This is a genomic window from Pseudomonas sp. NFACC14 (genome assembly GCF_900106885.1).
In the GTDB taxonomy this organism is placed as follows: Bacteria; Pseudomonadota; Gammaproteobacteria; order Pseudomonadales; family Pseudomonadaceae; genus Aquipseudomonas; species Aquipseudomonas fluorescens_AA.
Genome location: NZ_FNOA01000003.1, coordinates 263,398 through 289,365 on the forward strand (window position 1 = coordinate 263,398; position 25,968 = coordinate 289,365).

Here is a 25,968-nt window from a genome sequence, read left to right on the forward strand (position 1 = left end):
AAAAATGTCAGACATTCAATCCACATCGATAGGCGTTATCTCCCCTTACGGCGATTACAGCCTGCGTAACACCCAAGCGCTGAGCGGCGTCAGTCACCTGTGGCAGGATTTTTTTGCCCGGGCCCTGGCCGATCAACTGGGTGATAACGCACCGGTGCCTGGCAGCTACCAGCCAGAGCCCCTCGATGAGGCCGTTGAACCGACCCTCGGCGCCGAGCTGCTGGCGCACATCGTCAGCCAGCGCACCTGTGAAGTGACCGACACGCCGGTCAAGCCGCCTGAACCACTGTTCCTGCCCATCGCCGAATTCGAACTCGACCTGCTGGACAAGCCCTTCCCACCCTTCCCGCCGGAAGAAATCGCCGCCCAGCAAAAACAGCAGACCTTCGAAAGCAACTGGGTTCGCCCACTCGTCCTCGCCGCCGGCCAACCGCTGCCAGAGCCAGGCCCGGCGCCACAACCGCGCCCCTTGCACCTGCCGATCGCCGAGTTCGAACTGGACCTGCTGGACAAACCGTTCCCGCCCTTCCCGGAAGAAGAGCTCGTGGCACAGCAGAAACAACTGGACTTCGACACCCGCTGGGCACGTCCGATCGTGCTGCAGAACCTGCGCATCGCCGCCTGAATCAGCGACAGATCCACCATGGCCCCACGTCCAGATGAAAATGGTTGCGGTGCGCCGCGTTGTAATCCGGGCTCAAGACCACACTGAACATATCGCAGGCGCCGTCCCGTGCCTGACGCAGAAAACGCGCATCGGCATTATCCTTGGGCCAGTCCCTGAGCACGCTGATCGTGCGCCCATCGGCCAGGCGAAACCCGGCGATATCCAACGCACTGGCGGTAGCGTGCTGGCTACGCGCACCGCTCTCGCGACCGTACATGTTGCGGCAGGCGAAACTGCCGAGATGATCGACCCGCGTCACTCTCTGCCCGTAGGCCGCCACTGCCGCCGGCTGCAACCCATGGCGCTCGAACAGCGCGAACGCCACCGCCAGCGGGCAACTGGCGAGGAAACTGCTGCTCAGCGCCACCTCACCGCCCTGCACCCGCAGCACGTTGGTCAACGGGCACGTCGTATTGGCACCGCTGTCGGCCTGGCGCGCGGTGCGCAGCCCCGAGGTGGCGAGGGCCTGGTCACACAGCTGCGGGTCGTTGCGCAGGGCCATGAGCTTGTAGCGGGTCAGCAGGTTGGGCGCCAGGTTGACGTCCAGGGGCGCCCACGGATTCCACTGTGGCGGCAGCGACAGCCAGCCGCGCCATACGCCGAAAACGGCCAGACCAACGATCAGGGTCAGTACCGCCATACCTTTCAGGAACCGCACGGCGGGGCCTCCGGCATCAACCCTTGAACAACTGGTTGGCCTGCTTGAACGGCATCGAGCGGCGCGTGAAAGTGAACGAGCCCTGCTCCTGGATTTCCTCGGCGGCGCGGAAGAACTCGCCATACGCGGCCAGGGCCAGCGCCGACCCGACGCTGATGCGCTTGACGCCCAACTCGCTCAACTGCGCGACGGTCAGGTCCAGTGCCCCGGACATCAGTACATTCACCGGTTTCGGCGCCACGGCCTGCACCACCGCGAGCACTTGCCCGGCGCTGCTCAGCCCCGGGGCGTACAGCACGTCGGCCCCCGCGTCCGCGAAAGCTGTCAGGCGGCGAAGGGTGTCGTCCAGATCCAGATTACCGTGCAGGAAGTTTTCCGCCCGGGCCGTCAGCAGGAAGGGATACGGTAAGCTGCGCACGGCCTCGGCGGCGGCCTTGACCCGCGCCACGGCGTGGTCAAAGCAATAGATCGGGCTGTCTTCGCGCCCCGTGGCATCCTCGATCGAACCACCCACCGCACCGGCCTGCGCCGCACGGAGCAGGTTACGGGCGCAGTCCTCGGGGGCATCGGCAAAACCGTTCTCCAGGTCGACGGCCACCGGCAGGTCAGTGGCCGCCACAATCGCCCGTACGTTAGCCAACGTGTCCTCCAGGCCCAACGCGCCATCGGGTCGGCCCAAGGAAAAGGCATGACCGGCACTGGTAGTGGCCAAGGCTTCAAAGCCGAGGCTGGCCAGCATCTTGGCCGAACCGGCATCCCACGGGTTGGGAATGACAAAGGCCCCTTCGCGTTCGTGCAAGGCCTTGAACGCCTGGGCTCGACGAGTTTGCGCATCCATGTAGTTCGCTCCTGAGCAGAGAAGGAGTGGGCCTCAGAGCAAACCCAGTTGCTCGGCGGCGGGCTCTCTATATAGCGCAGGCAGGGCCGGCAAGCCAGGCAATCGACTCATCAAACGCTCGTGAAAGCGTTGCGCGAGCCGGGCCGCCAGCCGGTTGTCGGCAGTGTGCAGGAAGATATAGGGCGTGCGCCCCTCTTCGATCCAACCGGCGATTTTCTCCACCCAGGGCGTCAGGAACGACTCGTTGGCTTCCAGCACCGGATGGCCAATGAAGCGCACTTGCGGACATTGCGTGAACGCCGCGGGCCGGGGCGGCACGCGGGGCTTTTTCGATTGCGCGTGAAGCACGGCGGGATCAAGGGAGGTGCAGCTGAACAAGGCCCGGGGATCGAGGCAGATGCGTTCGACGCCGCGATCGAGCAACAGACGATTGAGGCGTCGCTCGGCGTCGCCCTTGGCAAAGAACTCATCGTGACGGACTTCCACGGCCAGGGGGCGCTGCAAGGCGTCGATGAACCCCGCCAGTTCCGCTAACCGATTCGGGGTGAAGGCCTTGGACAGTTGCAGCCAGTACGGCGCGACGCGCTCGCCCAGGGGGCTGAGCAGTTGCAGGAAGGTTTCGGTGGCCGTCAGGCGCTCGCGCAAGTCGCCATTGTGGCTGATGTCACCGGGAAACTTGGCGGTGAAACGAAAGTGCTCGGGCATGATGTCGGCCCAGCGCTGGACCGTCGCCGCAGACGGGCTGGCATAGAAGGTTGTATTGCCTTCCACGGCATTGAACACTTGGGAATAGAGATCGAGGAAGTCGGTGCTTTTGGCGTCCTGGGGATAAAGGTAATCGCGCCAGGCGTTTTCGCTCCAGGACGGGCAGCCCAGGTAGTAAGGCAAGACCATCAGATGTAGAGATCGAGTCCCAGCACTTCCATATCCCAATCGACGAAACCGGCGGTGCTCAGGTAGCTCGCCAGGGCCGTGGCGACACTGCGGCTCATCGCACGGTGATAAATCATGTCTTGCTGACGGGCGGGAAGATTGCTCAGGCGTTGCGCGGAAGCTTTGGCGGCACGGGCGGCCAATTGTTCCTCGGACGGAAATTCCAGGTCACCGTCGATGTCATCGAAGTTTTCCGGCTCAGTGGCTTTACCCGCACGAGGCCGACGCTTGATGGGATAGGACTGGGATGAAAAGCCGTCTATACGCATAACAGAATGCTCGGTATCAATGATGGCAATTTAGCGGCACTTTCGCAGCCGCGCAAATGCGCAAGTGATAACTAGAACACATAAAGTCAAAAAGGTTTAAAAACAGGCCGAAAAAGTGACGACTGGCAATATCGGGTGTGACTTTTGGAGGAGCAAATGACTTTGGGTGGGAGGGTGCCGGGTGTGCATGAAGCACTCCACAGTGTCAGGGAATGCTTTTGTGGCGAGGGGATTTATCCCCGCTGGGGTGCGAAGCGCCCCCCGACGGTGCTGGGCCATGCCATATTTAGCGAGTGCTGCGCACTCGAACGGGGATAAATCCCCTCGCCACAACGGTGCTCGCTTGAATACCCGTCGCTGTCGAGTTACCGCTCGGACTTGGGCGTTGCCACCTTGTCCCGCAGGTACACCGGCTGCGCATCATCGGCCGGAATGGCTTCGCCGCGTTCCCAGGCGAAACGGGCCAGGGCCAGCAGGTCTTCGGCGTGAGGCAGCAGGGTGGCGTCCTGGCCGGTCAGGCTGACGGCAATGCGCTCGCCGTAACCCCAACCTGTGCCGGCGCCAAACCAGTCACCGTCGGCCCCGCTTGGTAACGCCGCGGCCTCGGGAGGCAATACCGCCTCGGAACCGACCAGGCGCATCTCACCGGCGGTTTCGCGGTAGCAACCCCAGTACACCTCGTCCATACGCGCATCGATAGCCGCCGCCACCTGGCGGGCGCCGTGCTCACGCATCGCCCGCTGGGCCAGTACCGCCAGGTTCGAGACCGGCAACACCGGCCGCTCCAGGGCAAAGGCCAGTCCCTGCACCACGCCGATGGCGATGCGCACGCCAGTAAAAGCCCCTGGCCCGCGACCGAAGGCAATCGCGTCCACCGCCTGCAAGGTCGTCCCGGCATCGCTCAACAGTCGCTGGATCATCGGCAACAGTTTCTGCGCATGCAGGCGCGGGATCACCTCGTAATGGCTAGTGACCTTGCCGTTGTGCAGCAGGGCAACGGAGCAAGCTTCAGTCGCGGTGTCCAGGGCCAGCAAGGTGCTCATCGATGTGTCCGTAAATCAGGTGGAAAAAAAGTGCGCCAGTATAAACAACTACGGCCCGCAAGCGGGCCGTAGTTGTTGCAACGGATCAGACTTTTCAGCTCAAGGCTGCAAGCACCTTGGCCGTGATCGCTTCAACCGAACCGACACCTTCGATGTGGCTGTATTTCGGCTTGCCATTGGCAGCCGACAGTTTCTGGTAGAAATTCACCAGCGGCTTGGTCTGGGAATGGTAGACCGACAGGCGATGACGCACGGTTTCTTCGGTGTCGTCCTTGCGTTGCACCAGGTCTTCACCCGTCACATCGTCCTTGCCTTCGGTTTTCGGCGGATTGTAGACGGTGTGGTAAACGCGACCGGAAGGCTCATGAACGCGTCGACCGGCAATGCGCTGGACGATTTCCTCGTCTTCGACGGCAATTTCAACCACCGCATCCAGCTCGACACCAGCCGTCACCAGGGCTTCAGCCTGGGGAATGGTGCGCGGGAAGCCATCGAACAGGAAGCCATTGGCGCAGTCGGGTTGAGCGATGCGATCCTTGACCAGGGCGATGATCAGGTCATCCGACACCAGGCCGCCGGCATCCATGATGCTCTTGGCTTGAACGCCCAGTGGAGTGCCCGCCTTGACCGCGGCACGCAGCATGTCGCCAGTGGAGATTTGCGGGATACCGAATTTTTCGGTGATGAACTTTGCCTGAGTACCTTTACCGGCCCCGGGAGCTCCCAGCAGAATGACGCGCATCGATGTGCTCCTCAATTTTTTTATGTAAAACGCTCGGATTCGCCTCGTGGGGCCAATCTTCGAAAAACAGGATCGTGACCGCCCAAACGGCCAAAGGCTGATCAAGATACACAGCAGGCCCGACCCACACAAGCCGCCGAAAGTCGGAGTAACCCGCGCCCGATACGACCTTCGGAGGGGGTGGCGAGCGTCGCAACCGAACAACAAACTGTCGCCTGCCCGACCTGCTCCCTCCCCCTGCAGGCAACGCCCGGCAACGCCGGACGAGCCGTTTCGGTGCGTTGTCTGATGTTAGCCGGTATTGCGCAAACCGGCGGCGATCCCCGCCACAGACACCAGCAACGCCTGTTCCACGGGGCTGCCCTGGGCCACATCCTGCTGCCGCGAGCGCGCCAACAACTCGGCCTGCAACAGGTGCAACGGGTCGAGGTAGGTGTTGCGCAGGCGAATGAATTCCAGCGTGGCAGGGCTATGTGCCAGTAGCTGCGACTGCCCGGTCAAGCCAAGGACCACCGAGCAAGCCTGCGACAATAGGTCGCGTAAATGCGCACCCAAAGGCAGCAGCCCAGGTTCCACCAAACGCTCGTCGTAAGAGCGTGCGATATCGGCGTCGGCCTTGGCCAGCACCATCTCCAACATATCGATGCGGGTCCGGAAGAACGGCCATTGCTCGCGCATCTGCCCCAGCAACTCACCCTCGCCGCGCTCCAGGGCCTTGCTCAGCGCGGTTTCCCAGCCGAGCCAGGCCGGCAGCATCAGGCGGGTCTGGGTCCAGCCGAAGATCCACGGGATCGCCCGCAGGCTTTCGATGCCGCCGGCCCGACGCTTGGCCGGACGGCTGCCCAGGGGCAGGCGCCCGAGTTCCTGCTCGGGGGTGGACTGGCGGAAGTACTCGACGAATTGCGGGTTCTCCCGCACCACGGCGCGGTAGGCACTGACGCCATCGGCCGCCAGTTCGTCCATCAAGTCCCGCCACTGCGGCGTGGGTGGCGGCGGTGGCAGCAACGTCGCTTCAAGCACCGCGGCGAGGTAAAGATTGAGGTTCTGTTCGGCGATGTCCGGTAGGCCGAATTTGAAACGAATCATTTCGCCTTGTTCGGTGGTGCGGAAACGCCCGGCCACCGAACCGGGTGGCTGGGACAGGATCGCCGCGTGCGCCGGACCGCCGCCACGGCCCACGGTGCCGCCACGGCCGTGGAACAACAGCAGTTCGACTTGCTGCTCGCGGCAGATGTCCACCAGCCGCTCCTGGGCCCGATACTGTGCCCAGGCCGCCGCCGTGGTCCCGGCATCCTTGGCCGAGTCGGAATAGCCGATCATCACTTCCTGGGGGCCTTGCAGCCGTGAGCGATAGCCGGGCAGCAGCAACAGCCGCTCGATCACCGGCCCGGCGTTGTCCAGGTCGGCCAGGGTTTCGAACAGCGGCACCACCCGCATCGGCCGCAACACGCCAGCGTCCTTCAACAACAGCTGCACGGCGAGGACATCGGAAGCCGCGCCGGCCATGGAGATCACGTAAGAACCCAGGGACGCCGCTGGCGCCGCCGCCACTTCCCGGCACGTCGCCAACACTTCCGCCGTGTCGGCCGAGGGCTTGAAATGGGCCGGCAACAGCGGGCGCCGGTTGTTCAGTTCCTCGAGCAGGAAGCCGATGCGCTGCTCCTCGTTCCAATCCTCATAGCGGCCCAGGCCCAGGTAGTCGGTTATTTCCGTCATGGCGGCGCTATGGCGCGTCGAGTCCTGGCGCACATCGAGGCGCACCAGGAACAAGCCGAAGGTCACCGCCCGACGCAGGCAATCGAGCAACGGCCCGTCGGCAATCACGCCCATGCCGCACTCGTGCAGGGAGTGGTAGCACAGCTCCAGGGGGTCCAACAGTTCGCGGTTGTGCCGCAACACCTCGGCGCCGGGTGGCGTGGCGGCACTCAACGAGGCGTGGGCCCAGTTGCGGGTGGCGCGCAGGCGTTCGCGCAGTTGCTTGAGCACGGCGCGATAAGGTTCGGCGCTGTCGCCGGCCTGGGCACGCAAGGCCTCACTGGCGTTTTGCATGGACAGCTCGGCCGCCAGTTGGTCGACGTCACGCAGGTACAGGTCCGCCGCCATCCACCGCGCCAGCAACAGCACCTCGCGGGTCACGGTAGCAGTGACATTCGGGTTGCCGTCACGGTCGCCGCCCATCCACGAGGCAAAGCGGATGGGTGCGGCCTCCAGCGGCAGACGCAAGCCGGTGGCGGCATGCAGGGCCTGATCGGCCTTGCGCAGGTAATTGGGGATGGCGTGCCACAGTGAATGCTCGATCACCGCGAACCCCCACTTGGCTTCATCCACCGGGGTCGGCCGGGTGCGGCGGATCTCTTCGGTGTGCCAGGCTTCGGCGATCAAGCGTTGCAATCGTTCGTGAATCTGCGCGCGCTCGGCGCTGGTCAGGTCGCGGTGATCCTGGGCGGCCAGTTGCGCGGCGATGGCGTCGTATTTCTGGATCAGCGTACGGCGAGCCACTTCCGTGGGGTGGGCCGTGAGGACCAGTTCGATCTCCAGGCGCCCCAACTGCCGGGCCAGCGCCTCGGCGCCATGGCCCTCGGCCCGCAACCGGGCGAGCAGCTCGGGCAGGACCCGTGCCTCGAAGGGCGCCGGTTGCGACTCGTCGCGACGGTGGATCAGTTGGTACTGTTCGGCAATGTTGGCGAGGTTGAGAAACTGGTTGAACGCGCGCGCCACCGGCAGCAATTCATCCTCGCTCAGTTGGTTGAGGCTGGCGCTGAGTTCGGCGTCCACGGAGCCGCGTCGGTCAGCCTTGGCCCCCTTGCGGATCTGCTCGATCTTGTCGAGAAACGTGTCCCCGTACTGTTCGCGGATGGTATTGCCCAGCAGTTCGCCGAGCAGGTGGACATCCTCGCGCAAGCGGGCATCGATATCGGTCATCAGCATTTCTCCAGCAAAAAAGTCCGGACAGCTCTTGCTTAGAGAGTGCCGATGCCCGCCACTTATGACAAGCGACGAAGGGACTTTAAACCTTGTCCAACACAGCTAGTCTCATGAGTAAGCCACACAACGGCTCGTCACTCACCGCGCCTGCCACGAGCAGGCTGATTGAGGTCATCATGAAAATTCGTGAGCTTGCCCAGCATTGGGAAGAGAACGCCAAGGGTCGCCTGACCCAGACTGGCTACACGATCCATCTGGACGTGGAAGCCGCCGCGCGCCTGGCGGCGATTTGCGACATGTACCCCAAGCGCCAGCCCGAGGAACTGCTGGGCGAACTGATCGGGGCGGCGCTGGAAGAGCTGGAAGCGAGCTTCCCCTATATCAAGGGTTCGCAAGTCGTGGCCACCGATGAAGAAGGTGACCCGCTGTACGAAGATGTGGGCCCGACCCCGCGATTCCTCGCCTTGTCCCGTCGGCATCTGCACGAACTTTCCTCGCAGAACGACAAGTCCAAGCACTGATTTCTCTACGGCGAAAATCTTTGCAGGAGCTGCCGAAGGCTGCGATCTTGATCTTTCGCTTGAGACTCAAGCGGCAGGGGAAAGATCGCAGCCTCGCTTCGCTCGGCAGCTCCTACGCGCGCCCCCTCCCAAAAAACGCACGCCTCCCTACGCCGGGAATACCGCTGCGCGGCCTGAAAGTTCAGCTTTTTTGCCACTGACCGATCAGTCAGTAATTCCTTTTGGCGAATGGCCATCCCCGCTGAACTTTTGAAAAACGCCTCGGGTCACACCGAGTAACCATACTGGAACGGTTGTTTAAATAAACGCGCCTTGGCGCCAACGCCAAACCAGACGTCACGGTTTCGGTCCCAGCATGGATTTGTCGTTTTTTCAGGAGTTTTCCAATGGAGTTGAAGCCTATGAATACCTGCACTGCCAAACCCTCATCCACTGGCCTGCGCGGCTTGAAGCTGGCTGCCCTGGCGATCGGTAGCAGCTTCATTCTCGCCGGTTGCGCCGGTAATCCACCGTCTGAGCAGTACGCGGTGACCCAATCGGCGGTCAACAGCGCGGTCAGCGCCGGCGGCACCGAATTCGCCGCCGTGGAAATGAAATCGGCCCAGGACAAACTGAAGCAAGCCGAAATCGCCATGCATGACAAGAAGTACGACGAAGCCAAGCGACTGGCCGAACAGGCCGAATGGGATGCCCGCGTCGCCGAGCGCAAGGCCCAGGCCGCCAAGGCCGAACAAGCACTCAAGGATTCTCAGAAAGGGGTTCAGGAACTGCGTCAGGAAGGCATGAACAAGCTTCAGTAATCCGTTCACGCCACGACGTACTTCTCATTGATAAAAGGACGACAGACTATGATGCACAAACACTTGATGATGCCCGCCCTGCTCGCAGCCTGCGTAGCCCTGGCCGCTTGCTCCCATGACCCGAACGCGAACCTGGAACAGGCGCGGACCAACTTCAACGGCCTGCAGGCCGACCCGGCGGCGACCAAAGTGGCGGCCCTGGAAACCAAAGACGCGGCGGACTTCCTGGCCAAGGCCGACAAGGCTTACCTGGACAAGGAAGACGAAGCCAAGGTCGACCAGTTGGCCTACCTGACCAATCAGCGCGTCGAAGTGGCCAAGCAGACCATCGCCCTGCGCAACGCCGAAGCCGAGCTGAAAAACGCCGGCGACGAACGCGCCCGTGCGCTGCTCGACGCTCGCAACGCGCAGATCAAGCAACTGCAGGACAGCCTGAACGCCAAACAGACCGAACGCGGCACCCTGGTGACCTTCGGCGACGTGCTGTTCGCCACCAACAAGTCCGACCTGCGTGCCAGCGGCATAACGAACGTGAACAAACTGGCGCAGTTCCTCCAGGAAAACCCGGACCGCAAGGTGATCATCGAAGGCTACACCGACAGCACCGGTTCGGATTCCTACAACCAGTCGCTGTCGGAACGCCGCGCGAGCTCCGTGCGCACCGAGCTGGTGAAGATGGGCGTCGACCCAGCCCGTATCGTGACCCAGGGCTACGGCAAGGAATTCCCGGTCGCTGACAACACCAGCGTCTCGGGCCGCGCCATGAACCGTCGCGTGGAAGTGACCATCTCCAACGACAACCAGCCAGTGGCCCCGCGCTCGACCATGAGCGCCAACTGATCGGCTGAGCGCAACAAAAAAGCCCCGCCTGACTTCAATCAGGCGGGGCTTTTTAATGGCTGCACATTTTGTTGAGCTGGTCGTATCCCCTGTGGGAGCGAGCTTGCTCGCGATGGCGACAGGTCAGTCGACATAGGCGTTGGCTGATCCACCTTTATCGCGAGCAAGCTCGCTCCCACAGGGAATTGTTACGGCTGAAGCTTCTGCGGCGTCTCCTGGCCCATGCAGCGCACCGCGCGTTTCTTCTCGTTGATCAGCACACCGGTCAGGCCTTTCTGCTCGGTGTCGAACAACACCAGTACACCGTCGATGCATTGGGCGACCTGGGGGGCCGGCTCCAGGGACACTTTGTAGTCCTCCCCCGGCACGGTCTTGAGCATCGTGAATTGGTTGAGCAGCAACGCATCCTCGGGCTTGGCGAAGTGCAGGTAGCCGTAGTACCACAGCACCGCAACGGTGCCGAGGATGCTGCAGATACCGGTGATGATCAGGGGGATGGCGTTACGTTCTTCGCTCATTGCGGCTTCTCTGGTGATTCAACGGATGATTTCGGGTAGTTCGGGACTTCGCCCAGGCGGCGCAGGCCGTCAAAGTGCTGGGGGTCGTCGAGGTAGCGCAGCATCACGGTGCGCCAGGTCGGGTCGGCGAATGTCTGCACATGGCCGCCGCGGGTCAGTTGCAGGACCCGCGGTGGCGGCGCAGCTTGATACAGGCGGATGCCGTTGGAAAGAGGCACGATAGGGTCATCCAGGCTGTGGTAGATCAATTTCGGTACGCCATTCAACTGCGCCACGGAACTGATCGCGCTGTCACCGTCCGGCACCAGCCAGGACAACGGCACCTGAAACGGCCAGGTCAGCCACGATGTGCTCAGGGCAAACTGCCCGACGTCGCGGTAACTGGCGGGCACGCCATCGAGCACCAAGGCCTTGAGCTGCCGTTGCCGCAGGGGATGTTCCACCAGGTAATGCACCGCCAGCGCGCCGCCCAGGCTCTGGCCGAGCAGCACCAGCGGCTTGCCCTGGACCTCGGGCGACTGGTCGAGCCATTGGAACGCGGCGTCGATGTCCTGGTAAATCGCCGGCAGGCTCGGCTCGCCTTCGGACACGCCGTAACCCCGGTAATCGACCATCAACACCTGGTACCCCTGCTCCGGCAACCACCAGCTCCCGCCCAGGTGCCAGGCCAGGTTGCCGCCGTTGCCGTGCAAATGCAGTACCGTGCCCTTGACCTCCACGCCTGGTTTGACGGGCAGCCACCAGCCTCGGAGCTTGAGGCCGTCAGCGGTGGTCAGGGTGACGTCGCGGTACTCGAGCTTGGCCCGCTCGGGGGTAAACGGCAGGCCGCGCTCGGGGTAGAACAGCAGTGAGCTGCAACCGCTCAGGGCCAGCAACAGGCAAAAGATGCCGAGGGTTCGCATCCGGTGAAACCTCGCAAGATCAGGTTGAAACATCCCCCCTTGTGGGAGCGAGCTTGCTCGCGATAGCGGCGGTTCAGTCACGGCTGTGTTGACTGTCCTGCTGCTATCGCGAGCAAGCTCGCTCCCACAGGGGGTGAGTGTTGTATTCAAAGGATATTGGAATAATCCGCCTCGATCCGGTCCAGGCTCAGGTGGTTCAGGAAGTTGGAGAAACACATCCAGGCCGACAGGGCGTTCATGTCGCGGAACTGCTCGGGCAGGTATTTGGGCGGCACCACCAGGCCTTCGTCCACCAACTGGCGCAAGGTGCGCATGTCCTCCAGGGTAGTCTTGCCGCAGAACAGCAGCGGCACCTGCTCCAGCTTGCCTTTGCGCACGGCCAGCTGAATGTAGTTGTAAACCATGATGAAGCCCTTGAGGTAGGACAAGTCCTTGGTGAATGGCAGCCCGGTCGGCACCGAGCCACGGAACACCCGGCTGGCGTTGCCGTAGCTTTCGGCCATTTCAAAACCCTGCTCGCGGAAGAACTCGAAGACCTGCAGGAAATCGGCGCCCTCCTCCACCATGTGAATGGCCCGGGTGCGGTTGGTCAGCTTGCGCAGGCGACTGGGGTAGGAGGCGAAGGTGATGATTTCCATCAGGATCGCCAGGCCTTCCTGGGTCACCGTGGACGAGGGCGGGCCCTTGGACAGGAAGGTGCAGATCGGCTGGTTCAGGCCGTTGAGGGTGGTGCCGACGTGCACCAGCCCTTCATGGACCTCCAGCGCCCGCACATCGCGTTCGTTGAACATCGCATCGGTGCGGATCTTGATGTAGTCCGCGCCCGCCGCCGCGTCGGCCACGATGCCGTCGGACTCGAACACCCGGATGGTTTCCTCCGCTTCGCCGAACACCCGGTTGAGACGGTGTTGCAACAGGTTGACGGCTTCCTTGGCGCTGAGGACTTTCGGCTCGTCCTTGAGGTCGCCACGGCCATCGATATTATTCAGGTAATCGGAAAGCATCAGGCCCAGGTCGGCCAGGGTCGGGTCGCCGGCGTGGAAGGCATCGGAGGCGGCGCCATAGAGTTCCTGGGAGATCAGCCCGAAATCCTCGGTGCCACGCGCTTCGAGCATGCGCACCACCATGCGGTATTCCTTGCACATGCGGCGCATGATCTGGCCAACCGGGTTGAACTGCCCCAGTTGACGGGTGATGTCACGCTCGATGTTCTGGAACTCCAGCTTCACTTTGCTGGAGTCGAAGGACAGTGGCCGGTTGAGGTAATAGTCGCGATCCACCGCAGGCATTTCCTTGCCCTTGGCCTTGAGAAACCCCTTGCGGATGTTCTCGTCCCACTTCACCGCATCGAGGATGCGAATCGGCGTTTGCGCCAGCACAATGCGATCGGACAAGTTGCGTATCGTCTGCTGGTAATCGTCCACCCGGAACTCCTGTGAAAAAACGTCCGCTTGTAGCAATTATTGGGATTTGGCCGGTCTTTGGTAACGCACGGCTTCCGAGAACACATCGGAATTGGCCGGGTCGTCGAGGTAGCTGAAAACCTTGTTCATGTCGCTGTCCACCAACACGCCTTCGCCCTCCTCGCTCTGGTTCGGCTGGCCGCTGAGGAGCTTCTGGTCGATAGCCTGGTTGATCTGTTCCAGATCCAGGTTGTAGACCACCAGTTCCTGTTTATCGGTCAATTCGAAACCGGCGATCAGGAAATGTCCCCCATAGCGGGCCGGCACCTTGGCCGACAGGTACCAGCGGCTGCCGTGCCGGGAGACGGTCAGGGGAATGGCTTCGCGCTCATGGGGCCTGGCCCTGAAGTAGCTGATGGCCTGGTAGCGGTGCTTGCCGACCTGCGTCAACTCCAGGTTCAACGGTTCTCCCCAGGCATTGGTGCTGGTCCAGTGGCCGAGCAGGCCCGCGGGCGCGGCTTCGCTGTCAGGCAACGGTGCCTTGAACGACACCAGGCAGCCACTGAGCAGCAGCAACGACACGGCCAGTACAACGGCACGCCAGGCTTTCATTTGAACTCCCTCGCCACAAAGGCTGTGGTGGCCCACAAATGGGTCACACCGACGCCAGTACCAGGTGCATGTAGCGGGTCAGGATGCCGAGCATATCTTCATCGGCGACTGGCTCGGCACCATTGAGCAAGCCCTGATATTCCATCCGTCCGATAATCGCCGTCAACACTTTGGCATCCTGTTGCGGATCACGCGAGCCCAATACCTGGAAAATATGACAGGTACCTTGCAGCAGGATCTGCTGATGGGAACGCACCAGTTCAGCCAGTCGCGGGTTGAGCAGCGCTTCCTGGCGAAAGGCCTGTTCGGCCATCAGGTATTCGCGGCGGGTGTGCAACTGATGCTGCACGTAGTCGGCGGCCAGGCGTGCCATATCGTCTGCCAGTTGCGAGCGGGATCCGGCGCTGCCGTCCCCGTAGGCGACCATTTCCCGTAGCAGACCTTCCTTGTTGGTCCACAGCTTGGCCATGAACGCGGCACTGCGCTCCACATACTGGGCGAAGGTATCGGTGAGCAGGTCATCGATGTCCTTGAAATAATAGGTGGTGGCCGACAGCGGCACGCCCGCTTCAGCGGCCACCGCGCGGTGACGCACCGCACGCACGCCATCGCGCACGACAATGCGCATGGCCGCATCGAGAATCTCCTGGCGACGCTGCTCACTGCCCTGTCGGCTGGCCTTGCGGCCCTGGTACTGAACACTTTCAGCGACAGCCGTGGCGACGCCCGCTGCACCTTCTGAAGCCATTGCACGATTCACGACAGGTCTTCCTCGCTCTTTGAAAAACTAACCAATTGATACGTTTGTACCAGACAGGCAATAAAAAGCCGCCCATCGAGGCGGCTTTTTAGTTGAAGCACTTACGCTTGAGGCCGCATGTGCGGGAAGAGAATCACATCCCGGATCGACGGTGAGTTGGTCAACAACATCACCAGGCGATCGATGCCGACGCCTTCGCCGGCGGTCGGCGGCATGCCGTACTCCAGGGCGCGTACGAAGTCGGCATCGTAGTGCATGGCTTCGTCGTCGCCGGCGTCCTTGTCGGCCACCTGGGCCATGAAACGCTCGGCCTGGTCTTCGGCATCGTTGAGCTCGGAATAGGCGTTGGCGATTTCACGACCACCGATGAACAGCTCGAAACGGTCGGTCACGCTTGGGTTCTCGTCGTTGCGACGGGCCAGCGGCGACACTTCGAACGGGTACTGGGTGATGAAGTGCGGCTGTTCCAGCTTGTGCTCGACCAGCTCTTCGAAAATCATCACTTGCAGCTTGCCCAGGCCTTCGAAACCGAGCACCTTGGCGCCGGCCTTCTTGGCGATGGCGCGGGCCTTGTCGATGTCCTGCAGGTCGGCGGCGGTGATCTCAGGGTTGTACTTGAGGATCGAGTCGAACACCGACAGCCGCACGAACGGCTCGCCGAAGTGGAACACCTTGTCGCCGTACGGCACGTCGGTGCTGCCCAGGACCAGCTGCGCCAGCTCGCGGAACAGTTCCTCGGTCAGGTCCATGTTGTCTTCGTAGTCGGCGTAGGCCTGGTAGAACTCGAGCATGGTGAACTCGGGGTTGTGCCGGGTCGAAACGCCTTCGTTACGGAAGTTGCGGTTGATCTCGAAGACTTTCTCGAAGCCACCGACCACCAGCCGCTTGAGGTACAGCTCCGGCGCGATGCGCAGGAACATTTCCATGTCCAGGGCATTGTGGTGGGTTTCGAACGGCTTGGCCGCCGCACCGCCAGGGATGGTCTGCAGCATCGGCGTCTCGACTTCCAGGAAGTCACGCTTCATCAGGAAGCTGCGGATGTGGGCGATGACTTGCGAACGCACGCGGAACGTCTGGCGCACTTCTTCGTTGACGATCAGGTCGACGTAGCGCTGGCGATAGCGCTGCTCGGTGTCGGTCAGGCCATGGTGCTTGTCCGGAAGCGGGCGCAGGGACTTGGTCAGCAGGCGCACGCTGGTCATCTCGACGTACAGGTCACCCTTGCCGGAACGGGCCAGGGTGCCTTCGGCGGCAATGATGTCGCCCAGGTCCCAGGTCTTGACGGCCGCCAGGGTTTCTTCCGGCAGGGTCTTGCGGTTGACGTAGACCTGGATGCGCCCGGTCATGTCCTGGATCACCATGAACGAACCACGATTGAGCATGATACGACCGGCCACCTTGACTGGAATCGCCGCCTCGGCCAGCTCCTCCTTGGTCTTGTCCGCATACTGCTTCTGCAAGACGTCGCAGTAGGCGTCGCGGCGGAAGTCGTTGGGGAAGGCCTGGCCCTTGGCGCGCTCGGCAGCAAGCTTTTCCTTGCGCAGGGCGATCAGGGAGTTTTCTTCCTGTTGCAGGGCTTGCGGGTCGAGTTCTAGGTCGCTCATGTCTTTAAGGATTCCATCACAGGTTCGTTGCCCCCGGCCCGGGCCGGAGTTCGCGGGCGAGCCGCGCTTCCTGAGGGAAGCGTGCCCGACCGCCGCATGGGTGTCGCGTTACAGCCCTTGCTTGAGGCTGGCGATCAGGTATTCATCGATATCGCCGTCGAGCACCTTGTCGCAATCGCTGCGTTCGATGCCGGTACGCAGGTCCTTGATCCGCGAGGCGTCGAGCACGTACGAACGGATCTGGTGACCCCAGCCGATGTCCGACTTGGTGTCTTCCAGCGCCTGGGACGCCGCGTTGCGTTTCTGCACTTCCTGCTCGTACAAGCGGGCCCGCAGCATCTTCATCGCGGTGTCTTTGTTGGCGTGCTGGGAGCGCTCGTTCTGGCAACTGACCACGGTGTTGGTCGGTACGTGGGTAATCCGTACCGCCGAGTCGGTGGTGTTGACGTGCTGGCCACCGGCCCCGGAGGAACGGTAGGTGTCGATGCGCAGGTCCGCCGGGTTGATCTCGATCTCGATGTTGTCGTCGATTTCCGGCGAAACGAACACGGCCGAGAACGAGGTGTGGCGACGGTTACCGGAGTCGAACGGGCTCTTGCGCACCAGGCGGTGCACGCCGATCTCGGTCCGCAGCCAGCCAAAGGCGTATTCGCCCTTGATGTGCACGGTGGCGCCCTTGATCCCGGCGACTTCGCCGGCCGACAGTTCCATGATGGTGGCGTCGAAACCGCGCTTGTCAGCCCAGCGCAGGTACATGCGCAACAGGATGTTGGCCCAGTCCTGGGCCTCGGTGCCGCCGGAACCGGCCTGGATGTCCAGGTAGGCGTTGTTCATGTCCATCTCGCCGCTGAACATGCGACGGAATTCCAGCTTGGCGAGGTTCTCGTCGAGGCGTGTCAGCTCGGCGACGACATCGCCGACCGCGCCTTCATCGTTCTCTTCGACAGCCATGTCCAGCAGGTCGCGGCAATCGGCCAGGCCGCTGGACAACTCGTCCAGGGTCTCGACGATCTGCGCCAGCGCAGAACGCTCGCGGCCCAGTTCCTGGGCGTACGAAGGGTTGTTCCAGACACTCGGATCTTCAAGCTCGCGATTGACTTCGGTCAGGCGCTCATGCTTTTGATCGTAGTCAAAGATACCCCCGAATAGTTTCGGAGCGCTCGGACAGGTCCTTGATGGTGTTAAGGATCGGGTTGATTTCCATGGCGGGCAGCACTCGTAGGCGAACTTTTGAAAGCCGGCGAGTATAACGTAATCAAGCGCCAGCGGCAGCCCGCCTGGCGGCTTTAGGGGCAATGAAATCAAGACCGAGCCTGGTACACACCCCTGTGGCGAGGGGATTTATCCCCGTTGGGCTGCGAAGCAGCCCCAGAATCGGACCCTGCGGTGCTTCAGGCAAATCGTGTCAGCTGAATTTGGGGCTGCTTCGCAGCCCAACGGGGATAAATCCCCTCGCCACAAAAGCGTCCATCATCGACCGAAGGTTATTCGACGCCCACCCGATTGCGCCCATTGTGCTTGGCCAGGTACAGCCCCTTGTCCGCCGCCGAAATCAGTTGCCGGCAATCGCCACCTTGCTGCGGCGTGACCGTCGAGACACCGATGCTGACGGTCAGGTTCTCGCCGCCATCGGGCGTGGTGTGGGGGATTTTCAGGGCGACGACGCTCTGGCGCAGTTTTTCGGCCATCAACCGGGCGCCGCCCGGCGAGGTGCCCGGCAGCACCAGGGCGAACTCCTCGCCGCCATAGCGGGCCGGCAAGTCGGACGGACGGCTGCACGCCTCGCGGATCGCCGTGGCAACCTTGCGCAGGGCTTCGTCGCCCTCCAGATGACCGAAATTGTCGTTGTAGGCCTTGAAGTAGTCCACGTCGATCATCAGCAGCGACAGTTGGCTCTGGTCGCGCATCGCCCGGCGCCATTCCAGCTCCAGGTACTCATCGAAATGCCGGCGATTGGACAACCCGGTCAGGCCGTCGGAGTTCATCAACCGTTGCAGCACCAGGTTGGTGTCGAGCAGTTGCTGCTGGCTGACCCGCAGCGCGCGATAGGCCGCGTCGCGCTGCAACAGCATCATGTATGACCGCGAGTGATAGCGGATGCGCGCCACCAATTCGATGTTGTCCGGCAACTTGACCAGATAGTCGTTGGCCCCGGCGGCGAACGCCGCGCTCTTGACCAGCGGGTCCTCCTTGGTGGACAGGACAATGATCGGGATATCGCGGGTGGAGGGATGGTTACGGTACTCGCGCACCAGGCTCAGGCCATCCAGGCCGGGCATCACCAGGTCCTGGAGAATCACCGTCGGCTTGATGCGAATCGCGTGGGCGATGGCCTGATGGGGGTCGGAGCAGAAATGGAAGTCGATGTTTTCTTCATTCGACAACCCACGCCGCACCGCTTCGCCGATCATCGCCTGATCGTCGACGAGCAAGACCATGGCGGCGTTCTCATCGCGCTTGAAATCGTCGAGCTGCAGATCATTCATGATGGCTTACCTGGGTACGGCCCGGGGCAAGGCTCGCGGGGTTCTTCATGGGGTCACAATCTCCAACAGCCGTGGCGCGATGGCGTCCAGGGCAAGAATATGGACGGCGGCATCGATAGCGGCCGCTGCTTTGGGCATGCCATACACCGCGCTGCTGCGCTGGTCCTGAGCGATGGTCACATAGCCCTGCTGGCGCATGAGTTTAAGCCCTTGCGCACCATCGCGGCCCATGCCGGTGAGCAATACGCCCACCGCGTCACCGCTCCAGTACTGGGCGACACTTTCAAAAAACACGTCGATGGAGGGCCGGTAGATTTCGTTCACCGGCTCGGCGGTATAGGCCAGGGTGCCGTTCTTCAACAAACGCAGATGATGGTTGGTCCCGGCCAGCAGCACCGTGCCACTTTGCGGCGTCTCACCGTGCCGGGCCAGGCGCACCGTGTGGCCCGACACACTGCCCAGCCACTCGGCCATGCCCGCGGCGAACACCTCGTCCACATGCTGGACCAGTACGATCGCTGGGGCAAAGTCCCGCGGCAAGGCCTTGAGCAGCACTTCCAGCGCCGCCGGCCCGCCCGCCGACGACCCGATGGCCACCAGGCTCTTGCGCGACACCGCCGTTCGCTGCGCCGCTGGCGCGGGGCGCTCATGCTTGTTGCGCTCACCGATCAGCCAGCCGATGTTGGCGATCTTGCGCAGCAGCGGTGCAGCCGCGTCCGCCGGATTACCGACCCCCAGGGCCGGGGTATCGACCACATCCAGCGCGCCATGGCCCATGGCCTCGAACACCCGGTGGACGTTCTGCTGGCTGTCCCCGGTGACAATCACGATCGCGCAGGGGCTGTCGGCCATGATCCGCCGAGTGGCCTCCACCCCATCCATGATCGGCATGAGCAAATCCATCAGGATCAGGTCCGGGGTGAACTCGGCGCAACGCTGCACCGCCTCGGCCCCGTTGGCGGCCACCCAGACCAGTTGATGCGCCGGCTCGAACGCCAGGGCCCGGCGCAGGGCCTCGACCGCCAGGGGCATGTCATTGACGATGGCGATCTTCAAGCGCGCGCTCCTCCGATCAGTTCAACCACGGCGTCGAGCAAGGCGTCGTCGTGGAAACTCGCCTTGGCCAAATAATAGTCGGCGCCGGCGTCGAGGCCACGGCGACGATCTTCTTCGCGATCCTTGTAGGACACCACCATCACCGGCAGCGACTGCAAGCGGTTGTCGCGCCGCAACAGCGACACCAGCTCGATACCGTCCATGCGCGGCATGTCGATATCGGTGATCAGCAAGTCGAAATCCTCTGAGCGCAATGCATTCCAGCCATCCATGCCATCCACCGCCACCGCCACGTCATAGCCGCGATTGAGCAGCAACTTGCGTTGCAACTCGCGTACGGTCAGGGAATCGTCCACCACCAGGATCCGCTTGCGCGGGGCCTGGGCCTGGTTCTGCCGGGCGATGCGCTCCAGGCGCCCGGTATCGAGCAATTTTTCCACCGAGCGCAACAGGTCTTCGACATCGATAATCAACACCACCGAGCCATCGTCGAGCAGGGCCCCGGCGGAAATGTCCTGGACCTTGCCCAGGCGTTCGTCCAAGGGCAGGACGACCAGGGTTCGCTCGCCGATGAACCGCTCCACCGCCACCCCGTAGATCGTCTCGCGCTCGCGGATCACCACGACCTTGAGGGTCTGGCCGCCGTTCTGCGTCGACGGGCGATCGAGCAACTGGCTGGCGGCGACCAAGCCGATATGCCGGCCTTCGTGCCAGAAATGCTGACGCCCTTCGACCTGGACGATGTCTTCCGGCGCCAGGTCGCACATGCGTTCGATGTGGGCCAGGGGGAAGGCATACGCCTCATTGCCGACTTCCACCACCAGGCTGCGCACCACCGACAGCGTCAGTGGCACCTCGAGATGGAAACGACTGCCCTCGCCCGCCGTCTGCTCCAGCACCACCGCCCCGCGCAACTGCCGGACCATGTGCTGGACCGCATCCAGGCCGACGCCGCGCCCGGACACTTCGGTGACTTTGTCGCGCAGGCTGAAACCGGGCAGGAACAGGAAGGTCAGCAGCTCCTCTTCGCTCAGGCTGGCGGCGGTTTGCTCAGGGGAAAGACCGCGCTCGACGATACTGCGGCGCACCCGCTCCAGGTCCACCCCGGCGCCGTCGTCCACCAACTCCAAGACCAGCAGGCCAGCCTGATGAGAGGCGCGCAGGCGGATCAGGCCTTCGGCGGGCTTGCCGGCCAGTATTCGTTGCTCCGGGGCTTCGATGCCATGGTCCACGGCGTTGCGCAGCAAGTGGGTCAGTGGCGCTTCGAGCTTTTCCAGGACATCGCGGTCGACCTGGGTTTTCTCGCCTTCGATCTCCAGGCGCACTTGTTTGCCCAGGCTGCGGCCCAGGTCACGGACCATACGCACCTGGCCCGTAAGCACGTCGGCGAACGGCCGCATGCGACAGGCCAGCGCCGTGTCGTACAGTACCTGCGCCCGTTGGCTGGCCTGCCAGGCGAACTCATCCAGCTCGGCAGTTTTCTGCGCCAGCAACTGCTGGGTCTCGGCGAGCAAGCGGCGGGCATCGCCAAGGGCTTCCTGGGCCTGCAGGCTCAGGGCATGATCCTTGAGGTGCATATTCAGCTCTTCAAGGGCGCGCAAGCCAGTGCCTTGCTGGCGCTTGAGCCGTTGCATCGTCGCCAGCCAGGGCTTGAGGCGCTGGGTCTCGACCAAGGACTTGCTCGACAGGTCGAGCAAGCTGTTGAGGCGTTCGGCCGTGACCCGCAAGACTCGCTCGCCGCCTTCGGTAACCCGTTTATTCTTCGGAGCCGGCTCCGGTGCCGCGAACGGTTCCGGAACGAGCAGCTCGACACTGACGGGGTCGACAGGCACCTCGATGCTTGTCGGTACCAGCGCCGGCATTGGTGCGGCGTTGGGGTCGAGCAAACGCCCCATCAACGCCACATAGGCGTCGATGTCCTGGGCGCCGACGTTGTTGCCCGGCGTGGCGATGCGCGTCAGCAAGTCGGTACCTTGCAGCAAAGCATCGATATGTTCGGCCCCCAGCATCAGGCGCCGCTCCTGGGCGCCGACCAGGCAATCCTCCATGACGTGGGCCACGCTGACGCCGGCGTCCACCCCGACGATACGTGCCGCGCCCTTGAGGGAATGCGCCGCGCGCATGCACGATTCGAGGTAATCGGCCTGGGTCGGATCGCGCTCCAAGGCCAGCAACCCGGTGCTCAGCACCTGGACTTGGGCATCGGCCTCCAGGCTGAACAGTTCCAACAGCGAAGCGTCGCGCATCTGGTCAGGGGTCATGACAGGCTCCGGGCCACGGCGGACAGCAGCTGTTCTTCATCCAGCCAGCGCAGGCTGCGGCCTTTGTAGGGCAACACGCCACGGGTGTACTTGCCCGCCGATAGCGAAGCGCTCGCCAGGATGCGCTCATCGATGGCGTGGATGCCGTCCACCTCATCCACCGGCACCACCACCGGCCCGCCCTTGGCCGCGACAATCAACATGCGCGGCATGACCCGTGTACCGGCCACCGCCGCGCCGGGCTCCAGGTCCAACAGCTCCACCAGCGACAGGCAGGCCACCAGTGCCCCACGTACATTCACCACGCCCAGCAAGGCCCGTGAGCGTTGGTGGGGCAACGAGTGGATCGGCTGCAACGGTGCCACTTCCACCAGGCTGCGCGTCGTCAGGCCCAGCCATTCCTCGCCGAGGCGGAACATCAGCAGCGAGCGTGTGACCACCTCGTTGTCCACCGGGGCCAGGGACAAGTCCCGTTGATCCTGCGGCAAGGTGTAACGGTCGAGCAGCCGGGTGGCGGCCGCCGAGTACACCGAGCAATTGCGGCAGTGGATATGCTCGACCAACAGTGGACAGGATTTATCGCCATGCACCCCGATGCGGTTCCAGCAATCATCGATCGCCTGGGCATCGTCATGGGTGACGTTGTAAGAAGCCGAACCGCTCATCGTTTGTGCTCACTGTCTGCCGTGCGCCCGCTACGGGCGGCGCGTTCCTGCAATCGACGGGCTCCGGCCGCGTCTCCCTGGGAAGCCAGCAGCGCCGCCAGATGCACCAGGGCCTCGGCGTGTTGCGGTTCAAGATAAAGCGCCTTGCGATAAAAACCCTGGGCTTCAAGCGCACTGCCGGCCATGTCGCTGAGCAGGCCCAGCCAATAGAACACCTGGGCGTTCGGCGCATGGCTGCGCAAATACTCTTCGCACGCCCCACGGGCCTCGGCGCTTTTGCCACCGTTGGCCAGGGCGGCGATATTGGCCAGCAAGGTCGCGGCGTCGCTGCTCTTGGGTGGGGCAATCGGCGTGACGTTCGCGGCAAACGGCCGCGGCCGAATCACCGGCACAACGGCCCGGGGCGGCGGCTGACGAATCGGCAACGGCGGCGGCATCAACGCCGGCACCGGTTGAGGCTCCACAGCCCCGTGGCGACTGAAGGCGAACGATTGGGCTATCCCGATCGAGCGCATGCCCAGGCGTCCCAGCAAGCTGCCCTCGGCGGGGCCGATAAACAGCACGCCGTCCTGATGGGTCAGGCGCTTGAGCACCTCGAACACCTGCTGCTGGGTCGGCTGGTCGAAATAGATCAGCAAGTTGCGACAGAACACAAAATCATAAGGCGCCTCGTTCACCAGCAAGGCCGGATCCAGCAGGTTGCCCACCTGCAAGCGCACCTGTTCACGCACCCGTTCGCTGAGACGGTAACCCTCGTCCGCGACGTCGAAATGCCGTTCGCGAAAAACCAGGTCGGCGCCACGGAAGGAGTTTTTGCCGTAGCGCGCGTCCTTGGCCCGCGCCACCGACAGCGGGCTGACGTCCAGGCCTTCGACCTTGAACTGATGTGGCCCCAGGCCCGCGTCGAGCAAGGCCATGGCGATGGAATAAGGCTCTTCGCCCGTGGAACACGGCAAGCTGAGGATGCGCAGCGCACGCAGGTGCTTGATCTCGGCCAAGCGCTTGACGGCCAGCCTGGCGAGGGTCGCGAAGGATTCGGGATAGCGGAAAAACCAGGTCTCCGGGACGATCACCGCTTCGATCAGCGCCTGCTGCTCCGGGGCCGAATGCTGCAAGGTCTGCCAGTACTCATCGGCGGTTCGACCGGGCACGGCACTGATCCGTTGGCGCACGGCCCGCTCGATGATCGCGGTGCCGACGGAGGTCACATCGAGGCCGATGCGTTCCTTGAGAAAATCGAAAAAACGCTGATCGTCGTTCATGGCGTTGCCCCGAGGTCGTCGAGGTCCAGCGGCGGCGCAGGAAACAGCAGCGCCCGAACGGATTCGTCGAGCAGGTCATTGACCCGCACCCATTGCAGCAATCCGTGAACATCCTCGCGTACGGGGCCGAGATACGGCGCCTGCCGATTGTCCAGGCCATAGGGTTTGAAATCGGCCGGATCACAACGCACGGTGTCGGTCGCCTGTTCCAGGATCAGTCCCAGCACTTGCCCGGCTTGTTGCCCATCGCTTCGATAACGCACCAGCACCAGCCGCGTACTGGTCCGGGCCTCGGCATTCTGGCCGAACGTCAGGGCGCACAGGTCGATCACCGGCACCATCGTGCCGCGCCAGGCAAACACCCCCGCCACCCAGGACGGCGCCCGGGCAATCGGCTTGAGGGGCAAGCGCGGCAGCACCTCCACCACATCGATGGCCTGCAGGGCGTACCGTTCGTTGCCGATACTGAACACCAGGAACAACGACTGGCGGGCCGTCGGTGCGGCGCCACGCCGGGTATCGATTTCGCCCATCAGACTTTGAAACGCGAGACGCCGCTGCGCAGCCCCACGGCGACCTGGCTCAGCTCGTCGATGGCGGAACTGGCCTGGCGCAGGGACTCAACGGTCTGGCTGCTGGCATCGCCCAGTTGCACCAAGGCGTGATTGATCTGCTCCGCACCGGTGGCCTGGGCCTGCATGCCTTCGTTGACCATCAGCACCCGCGGGGCCAGGGCCTGGACCTGATGGATGATCTGCGACAGTTGCTCGCCGATCTGCTGCACTTCGGCCATGCCCCGGCGCACTTCTTCGGAGAACTTGTCCATGCCCATCACACCGGCCGACACCGCGGACTGGATCTCGCGCACCATCTGCTCGATGTCATAGGTCGCCACGGCGGTCTGGTCGGCCAGGCGCCGCACTTCCGTGGCCACCACGGCGAAACCGCGCCCGTACTCACCGGCCTTCTCGGCCTCGATGGCCGCGTTAAGGGATAGCAGGTTGGTCTGGTCGGCCACCTTGACGATGGTCACCACCACCTGGTTGATGTTGCCGGCCTTCTCGTTGAGGATCGCCAGCTTGGCGTTCACCAAGTCGGCGGCGCCCATCACCGAATGCATGGTTTCCTCCATGCGCGCCAGGCCTTGCTGGCCAGAGCCGGCGGCCACCGAAGCCTGGTCGGCGGCAGTGGAGACTTCGGTCATGGTGCGCACCAGATCCCGGGAGGTGGCGGCGATTTCCCGGGACGTCGCGCCGATCTCGGTGGTGGTGGCGGCGGTTTCGGTGGCCGTGGCCTGTTGCTGGCGGGAGGTGGCGGCGATTTCGGTGACCGAGGTGGTGACCTGCACGGAAGAGCGCTGGGCCTGGGACACCAGCGAGGTCAGTTCAGCCATCATGTCGTTGAAGCCGGTTTCCACGGCGCCGAATTCGTCTTTGCGCGCCAGGTTCAGGCGCCCGCTCAGATCGCCACTGCGCATGATCGCGAGGATCTCGACGATACGGTTCATCGGCGCCATGATCGCCCGCATCAGCAATAGGCCGCAGAGCAAGGCGATGATCAGTGCGACCAGAAACGACAGGCCCATGGCGACCTTGGCCGCCGTCACCGCATCGCCAATGGTCTGGGTGGCGCTTTGCGCCAGCTCGCGATTACGCTCGATGATCTGATTCAAATGCCCGCGGCCACCGATCCATGCGGGCGTCAGGTCTTTCTCCAGCGCCAGCCGCGCCCCCTCGTAATCCTTGCGCTGGTACAAGTCCAGAACCTTTGCCACAGCCTGATTGAACGCCAGGTGGAAGGCCTCGAACTCGTCGAACGAGGCTTGGTCGGCCGGGTTCTGGATCAACTTCTGATAGTTCTGTATCTCTTCGCGCAGGTGCTGCTCGAAACCCTGGTAGCGGGCCTTGTCCTCGGCGGTGATTTCCCGGTTGCCCGAGAGGCCGACGATCTGTTGGGTCAGGACATAGCTGTCGACCCAGCCACCCCGGATCATGGAGCTGTAATACACCCCCGGCACCGCATCGGCCCGGACCCTTTCTTCACTGTCCTGGATCTTCAACAACCGTGAATAAGAGACAACCACCATCAGCAGCATAATGGCGATGATCACCGCAAAACTCGCCAGGATGCGTTGGCGCAATGTCCAATTCTTCACAGTAAAACCTCGGGCCTTTGAAATGCTGGGGAGTATAGCCGAGGGCGG

25 protein-coding genes are annotated in these 25,968 nt (G+C 63.1%); 4 read left to right on the top strand and 21 right to left on the bottom strand.

The window, feature by feature from the left end; translation table 11 throughout:
• Window positions 1-4: 4 nt before the first annotated feature.
• Window positions 5-625, top strand: coding sequence for an energy transducer TonB (locus BLU85_RS07840; RefSeq protein WP_092202241.1), 621 nt, complete (start codon window positions 5-7; stop codon window positions 623-625).
• Between the two features lies 1 nt (window position 626).
• Here BLU85_RS07840 and BLU85_RS07845 read toward each other — a convergent pair whose 3' ends face one another.
• From BLU85_RS07845 to ppc, 7 genes are all read right to left on the bottom strand, one after another.
• Window positions 627-1,307, bottom strand: a complete 681-nt coding sequence (locus BLU85_RS07845) for an extensin-like domain-containing protein (RefSeq protein WP_371128528.1) — start codon at window positions 1,305-1,307, stop codon at window positions 627-629.
• Window positions 1,308-1,341: 34 nt separating this feature from the next.
• Window positions 1,342-2,163 (bottom strand): isocitrate lyase/PEP mutase family protein, encoded by an 822-nt coding sequence (locus BLU85_RS07850; RefSeq protein WP_092202245.1) that lies wholly within the window; start codon window positions 2,161-2,163, stop codon window positions 1,342-1,344.
• Window positions 2,164-2,196: 33 nt separating this feature from the next.
• On the bottom strand, window positions 2,197-3,057 hold the full coding sequence (locus tag BLU85_RS07855) for a DUF72 domain-containing protein (protein WP_092202247.1): 861 nt from the start codon (window positions 3,055-3,057) through the stop codon (window positions 2,197-2,199).
• On the bottom strand, window positions 3,057-3,365 hold the full coding sequence (locus BLU85_RS07860) for a hypothetical protein (RefSeq protein WP_072343505.1): 309 nt from the start codon (window positions 3,363-3,365) through the stop codon (window positions 3,057-3,059). The genes BLU85_RS07855 and BLU85_RS07860 overlap by 1 nt, the downstream gene beginning before the upstream one ends.
• 365 nt (window positions 3,366-3,730) lie before the next feature.
• A complete protein-coding gene (tsaB, locus tag BLU85_RS07865) occupies window positions 3,731-4,408 on the bottom strand; it encodes a tRNA (adenosine(37)-N6)-threonylcarbamoyltransferase complex dimerization subunit type 1 TsaB (RefSeq protein ID WP_092202249.1) in 678 nt (225 codons plus the stop codon).
• Window positions 4,409-4,502: 94 nt separating this feature from the next.
• On the bottom strand, window positions 4,503-5,150 hold the full coding sequence (gene adk / locus BLU85_RS07870) for an adenylate kinase (RefSeq protein ID WP_092165800.1): 648 nt from the start codon (window positions 5,148-5,150) through the stop codon (window positions 4,503-4,505).
• A gap of 291 nt (window positions 5,151-5,441) precedes the next feature.
• Window positions 5,442-8,072 (bottom strand): phosphoenolpyruvate carboxylase, encoded by a 2,631-nt coding sequence (ppc, locus tag BLU85_RS07875; RefSeq protein WP_092202251.1) that lies wholly within the window; start codon window positions 8,070-8,072, stop codon window positions 5,442-5,444.
• A gap of 179 nt (window positions 8,073-8,251) precedes the next feature.
• On the opposite strand from ppc, the gene BLU85_RS07880 reads away from it, so the two are divergent.
• From BLU85_RS07880 to BLU85_RS07890, 3 genes are all read left to right on the top strand, one after another.
• Window positions 8,252-8,596 carry a hypothetical protein gene (locus tag BLU85_RS07880; protein ID WP_003198166.1) on the top strand — a complete coding sequence of 115 codons (345 nt, stop codon included), beginning with the start codon at window positions 8,252-8,254 and terminating at the stop codon, window positions 8,594-8,596.
• 386 nt (window positions 8,597-8,982) lie between these two features.
• The gene (locus tag BLU85_RS07885) at window positions 8,983-9,396 is read left to right on the top strand and encodes a DUF4398 domain-containing protein (RefSeq protein WP_092202253.1); all 414 of its coding nucleotides are present in this window, start codon (window positions 8,983-8,985) and stop codon (window positions 9,394-9,396) included.
• 51 nt (window positions 9,397-9,447) lie between these two features.
• A complete protein-coding gene (locus BLU85_RS07890) occupies window positions 9,448-10,236 on the top strand; it encodes a lipotoxin F family OmpA-related lipoprotein LptF (protein WP_092202370.1) in 789 nt (262 codons plus the stop codon).
• A 188-nt stretch (window positions 10,237-10,424) separates the two neighbouring features.
• Here the strand turns inward: BLU85_RS07890 and BLU85_RS07895 are convergent, their stop codons facing one another.
• The 14 genes from BLU85_RS07895 to BLU85_RS07960 all read right to left on the bottom strand — a co-directional run bounded on the left by BLU85_RS07895 (window position 10,425) and on the right by BLU85_RS07960 (window position 25,920).
• Window positions 10,425-10,754 carry a PA3694 family proteiin gene (locus BLU85_RS07895; RefSeq protein ID WP_030139524.1) on the bottom strand — a complete coding sequence of 110 codons (330 nt, stop codon included), beginning with the start codon at window positions 10,752-10,754 and terminating at the stop codon, window positions 10,425-10,427.
• Window positions 10,751-11,656, bottom strand: coding sequence for an alpha/beta hydrolase (locus BLU85_RS07900; RefSeq protein ID WP_092202255.1), 906 nt, complete (start codon window positions 11,654-11,656; stop codon window positions 10,751-10,753). The genes BLU85_RS07895 and BLU85_RS07900 overlap by 4 nt, the downstream gene beginning before the upstream one ends.
• 146 nt (window positions 11,657-11,802) lie before the next feature.
• On the bottom strand, window positions 11,803-13,080 hold the full coding sequence (locus tag BLU85_RS07905) for a flavohemoglobin expression-modulating QEGLA motif protein (RefSeq protein ID WP_092202257.1): 1,278 nt from the start codon (window positions 13,078-13,080) through the stop codon (window positions 11,803-11,805).
• Between the two features lie 36 nt (window positions 13,081-13,116).
• Window positions 13,117-13,671: a hypothetical protein gene (locus BLU85_RS07910; RefSeq protein ID WP_092202259.1), complete on the bottom strand. Its 555-nt coding sequence runs from the start codon at window positions 13,669-13,671 to the stop codon at window positions 13,117-13,119.
• Window positions 13,672-13,714: 43 nt separating this feature from the next.
• Window positions 13,715-14,431 carry a TetR/AcrR family transcriptional regulator gene (locus BLU85_RS07915; RefSeq protein WP_092202261.1) on the bottom strand — a complete coding sequence of 239 codons (717 nt, stop codon included), beginning with the start codon at window positions 14,429-14,431 and terminating at the stop codon, window positions 13,715-13,717.
• A 101-nt stretch (window positions 14,432-14,532) separates the two neighbouring features.
• Window positions 14,533-16,035, bottom strand: a complete 1,503-nt coding sequence (lysS, locus tag BLU85_RS07920) for a lysine--tRNA ligase (RefSeq protein WP_092202263.1) — start codon at window positions 16,033-16,035, stop codon at window positions 14,533-14,535.
• A 108-nt stretch (window positions 16,036-16,143) separates the two neighbouring features.
• Window positions 16,144-17,239 (bottom strand): peptide chain release factor 2 gene (prfB, locus tag BLU85_RS07925; protein ID WP_139207972.1). Its coding sequence is split into 2 segments (ribosomal slippage): window positions 16,144-17,166 and window positions 17,168-17,239, totalling 1,095 coding nucleotides; the frame shifts between segments, so codons are not numbered across the junction.
• A 280-nt stretch (window positions 17,240-17,519) separates the two neighbouring features.
• Window positions 17,520-18,521, bottom strand: coding sequence for a response regulator (locus tag BLU85_RS07930; protein ID WP_092202265.1), 1,002 nt, complete (start codon window positions 18,519-18,521; stop codon window positions 17,520-17,522).
• A gap of 45 nt (window positions 18,522-18,566) precedes the next feature.
• Window positions 18,567-19,577, bottom strand: coding sequence for a chemotaxis response regulator protein-glutamate methylesterase (locus BLU85_RS07935; protein ID WP_092202267.1), 1,011 nt, complete (start codon window positions 19,575-19,577; stop codon window positions 18,567-18,569).
• Window positions 19,574-21,838: a hybrid sensor histidine kinase/response regulator gene (locus tag BLU85_RS07940; protein WP_092202269.1), complete on the bottom strand. Its 2,265-nt coding sequence runs from the start codon at window positions 21,836-21,838 to the stop codon at window positions 19,574-19,576. Before BLU85_RS07940 ends, BLU85_RS07935 begins: the two co-directional genes overlap by 4 nt.
• Window positions 21,835-22,503, bottom strand: a complete 669-nt coding sequence (locus tag BLU85_RS07945) for a chemotaxis protein CheW (protein ID WP_092202271.1) — start codon at window positions 22,501-22,503, stop codon at window positions 21,835-21,837. Before BLU85_RS07945 ends, BLU85_RS07940 begins: the two co-directional genes overlap by 4 nt.
• Entirely contained in the window at window positions 22,500-23,765 is a 1,266-nt protein-coding gene (locus BLU85_RS07950; RefSeq protein ID WP_092202273.1) for a CheR family methyltransferase, read from the bottom strand. The genes BLU85_RS07945 and BLU85_RS07950 overlap by 4 nt, the downstream gene beginning before the upstream one ends.
• Window positions 23,762-24,298 (bottom strand): chemotaxis protein CheW, encoded by a 537-nt coding sequence (locus BLU85_RS07955; RefSeq protein ID WP_092202275.1) that lies wholly within the window; start codon window positions 24,296-24,298, stop codon window positions 23,762-23,764. Before BLU85_RS07955 ends, BLU85_RS07950 begins: the two co-directional genes overlap by 4 nt.
• The gene (locus BLU85_RS07960) at window positions 24,298-25,920 is read right to left on the bottom strand and encodes a methyl-accepting chemotaxis protein (RefSeq protein WP_092202277.1); all 1,623 of its coding nucleotides are present in this window, start codon (window positions 25,918-25,920) and stop codon (window positions 24,298-24,300) included. The genes BLU85_RS07955 and BLU85_RS07960 overlap by 1 nt, the downstream gene beginning before the upstream one ends.
• Between the last annotated feature and the right edge of the window lie 48 nt (window positions 25,921-25,968).

Coding starts and splice junctions, on each gene's coding strand:
- BLU85_RS07845 (WP_371128528.1), bottom strand. CDS start 1,307: ATGGCGGTACTGACCCTGATCGTTGGTCTGGCCGTTTTCGGCGTATGG.
- tsaB (WP_092202249.1), bottom strand. CDS start 4,408: ATGAGCACCTTGCTGGCCCTGGACACCGCGACTGAAGCTTGCTCCGTT.
- adk (WP_092165800.1), bottom strand. CDS start 5,150: ATGCGCGTCATTCTGCTGGGAGCTCCCGGGGCCGGTAAAGGTACTCAG.
- ppc (WP_092202251.1), bottom strand. CDS start 8,072: ATGACCGATATCGATGCCCGCTTGCGCGAGGATGTCCACCTGCTCGGC.
- BLU85_RS07930 (WP_092202265.1), bottom strand. CDS start 18,521: ATGAATGATCTGCAGCTCGACGATTTCAAGCGCGATGAGAACGCCGCC.
- BLU85_RS07895 (WP_030139524.1), bottom strand. CDS start 10,754: ATGAGCGAAGAACGTAACGCCATCCCCCTGATCATCACCGGTATCTGC.
- BLU85_RS07860 (WP_072343505.1), bottom strand. CDS start 3,365: ATGCGTATAGACGGCTTTTCATCCCAGTCCTATCCCATCAAGCGTCGG.
- BLU85_RS07950 (WP_092202273.1), bottom strand. CDS start 23,765: ATGAACGACGATCAGCGTTTTTTCGATTTTCTCAAGGAACGCATCGGC.
- lysS (WP_092202263.1), bottom strand. CDS start 16,035: ATGAGCGACCTAGAACTCGACCCGCAAGCCCTGCAACAGGAAGAAAAC.
- BLU85_RS07855 (WP_092202247.1), bottom strand. CDS start 3,057: ATGGTCTTGCCTTACTACCTGGGCTGCCCGTCCTGGAGCGAAAACGCC.
- BLU85_RS07850 (WP_092202245.1), bottom strand. CDS start 2,163: ATGGATGCGCAAACTCGTCGAGCCCAGGCGTTCAAGGCCTTGCACGAA.
- BLU85_RS07890 (WP_092202370.1), top strand. CDS start 9,448: ATGCACAAACACTTGATGATGCCCGCCCTGCTCGCAGCCTGCGTAGCC.
- BLU85_RS07880 (WP_003198166.1), top strand. CDS start 8,252: ATGAAAATTCGTGAGCTTGCCCAGCATTGGGAAGAGAACGCCAAGGGT.
- BLU85_RS07900 (WP_092202255.1), bottom strand. CDS start 11,656: ATGCGAACCCTCGGCATCTTTTGCCTGTTGCTGGCCCTGAGCGGTTGC.
- BLU85_RS07840 (WP_092202241.1), top strand. CDS start 5: ATGTCAGACATTCAATCCACATCGATAGGCGTTATCTCCCCTTACGGC.
- BLU85_RS07910 (WP_092202259.1), bottom strand. CDS start 13,671: ATGAAAGCCTGGCGTGCCGTTGTACTGGCCGTGTCGTTGCTGCTGCTC.
- BLU85_RS07945 (WP_092202271.1), bottom strand. CDS start 22,503: ATGAGCGGTTCGGCTTCTTACAACGTCACCCATGACGATGCCCAGGCG.
- BLU85_RS07940 (WP_092202269.1), bottom strand. CDS start 21,838: ATGACCCCTGACCAGATGCGCGACGCTTCGCTGTTGGAACTGTTCAGC.
- BLU85_RS07955 (WP_092202275.1), bottom strand. CDS start 24,298: ATGGGCGAAATCGATACCCGGCGTGGCGCCGCACCGACGGCCCGCCAG.
- BLU85_RS07885 (WP_092202253.1), top strand. CDS start 8,983: ATGGAGTTGAAGCCTATGAATACCTGCACTGCCAAACCCTCATCCACT.